Genomic DNA, 3,754 nt, shown 5'->3' on the forward strand with positions numbered 1-3,754 from the left:
CTTTGCCGCTCGTCTCTTATGGCGGCTCAGCAATGATGGTGCTTTTAGCAGCGTTTGGTTTGGTACAATCGGCCCATATCCATCGTCCACGCTAAAGTGAAATTGGCGGGTTTTCCCGCCCTGCGCCCTCTGATAGCCCTAATCGCATCTCATATATCAGGAGCAGGCCATGCCATCCCCCACCATCCTTTTCGCTGCAAAATCTGAAAAATGGGCGGAATATGAACCCGCACTGCACAAGGCGTTGCAGAAGACAGGGGTTGATGCCACGGGCCTAACCACTGAGGCTGACCCAACTGAGGTGGATTATATCATCTACGCCCCCAATTCAGGGCTACAGGATTTTACCCCCTTCACCCGCGCAAAGGCCGTGCTGAGCCTTTGGGCAGGGGTTGAGGATATTGTCGGCAATGAAACAATCACCATGCCGCTTGCCCGCATGGTCGATTATGGCCTAACGCAAGGTATGCTCGAATTCGTCATGGGTCATGTGCTGCGTTATCACCTCATGATTGACGATTTCCTTGCAGGGCAAGATGGGGTCTGGCGCCCCAATTTGGTGCCGCCCTTGGCGCGGGATCGCAAGGTGACCATCTTGGGTCTTGGTGTATTGGGCGCGGCTGCAGCGCAAAGCCTTGCGCGGATTGGCTTTGATGTCGCAGGCTGGTCGCGAAGCCCCAAATCAATCGAAGGCATCGCGTGCTATCATGGTGAAGACGGGCTTTTTGATGCAATGCGCCATGCCGAGATTTTGGTAACACTTCTGCCCGACACCGCCGCCACGCGCGGGCTGATCAATCAAACCACCCTCGCCGCCCTGCCCCATGGGGCCAAGATCATCAACCCTGGGCGCGGCAGTTTGATCGAGGATGCCGCGCTTTTGGCCGCCCTTGATACAGGCAAGATCGCAGCGGCCACTTTGGATGTTTTCAGTATCGAACCCCTGCCTGCCTCACATCCCTATTGGCGCCATCCGCGCGTCACTGTAACCCCACATATCGCCTCTGCCACAAGGGCCGAGACGGCATCGGAAACCATTGCCGAGAATATCCGCCGTGGTGAGGCGGGCGAGGCCCTCTTGCATCTGGTGGATCGCGTGGCAGGGTATTAGGCAGCAAAAAGCCCCCATCCTATGCAGCCAGAACGGGGGCGTTTCGCGGTCGTTTGCTCAGTCGTTTGCGGAGATCAGAGATCCATCAACAAACGGCGTGGGTCTTCCAGTGCATCCTTGACGCGGACAAGGAAGGTCACTGCGCCTTTGCCATCGACAATGCGGTGGTCATAGGACAACGCCAGATACATCATCGGGCGGATTTTGATCTCGCCATTGATGACCATGGGGCGGTCTTGGATTTTATGCATCCCCAAAATACCCGATTGTGGCGGGTTCAAAATCGGCGAGGACATGAGCGAGCCGTAAACCCCACCATTCGAAATGGTGAACGTGCCGCCCTGCATCTCGGCCATAGACAGCTTGCCATCGCGCGCGCGCTTGCCCTTTTCGGCAATCGCCTTTTCGATTTCGGCAAAAGACATCTGATCGGCGTTACGGATCACTGGCACAACCAGACCCTGTGGCGTGCCTGCCGCGATGCCCATATGTACAAAGTTTTTGTAGACGATGTCGGTGCCATCGATTTCAGCGTTCACCTCAGGCACCACTTTCAAGGCGTGGATACAGGCCTTGGTGAAGAAGGACATAAAGCCCAAACGCGCGCCGTGCTTCTTTTCGAACTCGTCTTTATAGGCGTTGCGCAGGGCCATCACCTCGGTCATGTCCACCTCGTTATAGGTGGTCAGGATCGCTGCGGTGTTTTGCGCATCTTTCAGACGCTTTGCAATCGTCTGGCGCAGACGGGTCATTTTGACCCGTTCTTCGCGGGCAGCATCCTCGGCGGCGACAGGCGCACGCGGAGCGGCGGCAGGGGCAGCAGCAGGCACTGCAGCGGGGGCAATTGCGGCGTTCAAAACATCTTCTTTCATGATGCGTCCATCCTTGCCAGAGCCTTGAACAGCCGCGGGGTCAATGCCTTTTTCCGCCATCAGTTTCTTGGCTGATGGGGCATCTTCTACATCCCGACCGCTGCCTGTTGGTGCAGCGGCAGCAGAGGCGGCAGCGGGTGCTGCGGCATGGGCGGCAACAGCCGCGCCATCGGTGGAAATTACACCAAGCTGCCCGCCTGCATTGACAGTCGCACCTTCGGCCGCATCAATGCGCGCTAAAACACCTGCAGCGGGGGCGGGAACCTCGACCGACACTTTGTCAGTTTCCAATTCACACAGCATCTCGTCTTGCGCGACCGTATCGCCAACCTGTTTGAACCATGTGGCGATGGTGGCTTCGGTCACAGACTCGCCCAACGCGGGAACCATAATATCGACCGATGCACCCGAGGAAGCAGCGGCCGCTGGCTTTGCGGCAGGGGCCGCTTCAGCAGCGACAGCACCCGCAGCGGCAATCGTAGCGAGCAAGGCATCAACGCCAACCGTCTCGCCCTCGCCCGCAACGATCTCGCCCAATGTGCCTGCGGCGGGGGCAGGAACTTCAACGGTCACTTTATCGGTTTCCAATTCGCACAGCATCTCATCCTGCGCGACTGTATCCCCTGGTTTTTTGAACCAAGTTGCCACGGTGGCCTCGGTCACGGATTCGCCCAAAGTGGGCACGCGGACTTCTGTCGCCATTGTCTTTACCCTTCGATCGTCAGCGCTTCGTTGATGAGCGCGGTTTGCTGTGCTTTATGTTGTGAGGCTAGGCCAGTCGCAGGCGAAGCCGAAGCGGCGCGGCCTGCATAAGTGGCGCGACTATGGGTTGCCCCAATCCGTGTCAGAACCCATTCAAGATTTGGTTCAACGAATGTCCAAGCCCCTTGGTTTTTCGGCTCTTCCTGACACCAGACAATCTCTGCAGTCTTAAAGCGCTCCAATTCCTTCATCAGCGACATCGCAGGGAATGGGTAGAACTGTTCAAGACGCAAGAGATAGACATCATCCAGACCACGCGCATCGCGCTCTTCAAGAAGGTCATAATAAACCTTGCCTGAACTGATCACGACACGGCGGATTTTGTCGTCTGATTTCAGCTTGAGATCCGAATTACCATATTGGGCATCATCCCACAGCACACGGTGGAAGGAAGACCCTGTTGTGAACTCCTCCGCCCGTGAGACGGCCTTTTTATGCCGCAAAAGGGATTTCGGCGTCATCAGAACCAATGGCTTACGGAAGCTGCGATGGATCTGGCGGCGCAAGATATGGAAATAATTGGCGGGTGTGGTGCAATTGGCCACAATCCAGTTGTCTTGACCGCACATTTGCAAGAACCGCTCAAGACGCGCGGAGGAATGTTCGGGGCCTTGGCCCTCAAACCCGTGCGGCAACAGCATCACCAATCCAGACATCCTCAACCATTTGCTTTCGCCCGATGAGATGAATTGGTCAAACATGATTTGCGCGCCATTGGCGAAATCGCCAAATTGCGCTTCCCACATGACCAAGGCATTCGGTTCCGCAAGGCTGTAGCCATATTCAAAGCCAAGCACCGCATATTCGGACAGCATCGAGTCGATGACCTCGTAGCGCGCTTGGCCCGCACGAATGTTATTGAGAGGATAATAGCGTTCCTCGCTCTCCTGATGGATCAGGCCCGAATGGCGCTGGCTGAATGTGCCACGGGTGCTGTCTTGGCCTGCAAGGCGAACTGGATATCCTTCGGTCAGCAAGCTGCCAAAGGCCAAAGCCTCTGCGGTGGCCC

The 3,754-nt window shown here is 56.7% G+C and carries 2 protein-coding genes and 1 pseudogene; 1 reads left to right on the top strand and 2 read right to left on the bottom strand.

The window, feature by feature from the left end; translation table 11 throughout:
- The first annotated feature begins 169 nt into the window (after positions 1-169).
- Entirely contained in the window at positions 170-1,111 is a 942-nt protein-coding gene (locus tag ACR0B3_RS23485; RefSeq protein ID WP_480811181.1) for a 2-hydroxyacid dehydrogenase, read from the top strand.
- Between the two features lie 74 nt (positions 1,112-1,185).
- Here ACR0B3_RS23485 and odhB read toward each other — a convergent pair whose 3' ends face one another.
- Entirely contained in the window at positions 1,186-2,685 is a 1,500-nt protein-coding gene (odhB, locus tag ACR0B3_RS23490; protein ID WP_480811182.1) for a 2-oxoglutarate dehydrogenase complex dihydrolipoyllysine-residue succinyltransferase, read from the bottom strand.
- 5 nt (positions 2,686-2,690) lie between these two features.
- Positions 2,691-3,754 (bottom strand): annotated as a pseudogene (gene sucA / locus ACR0B3_RS23495) (2-oxoglutarate dehydrogenase E1 component); the annotation flags it as partial.

The sequence above is a fragment of the Ruegeria sp. CE9 genome, from assembly GCF_056537425.1.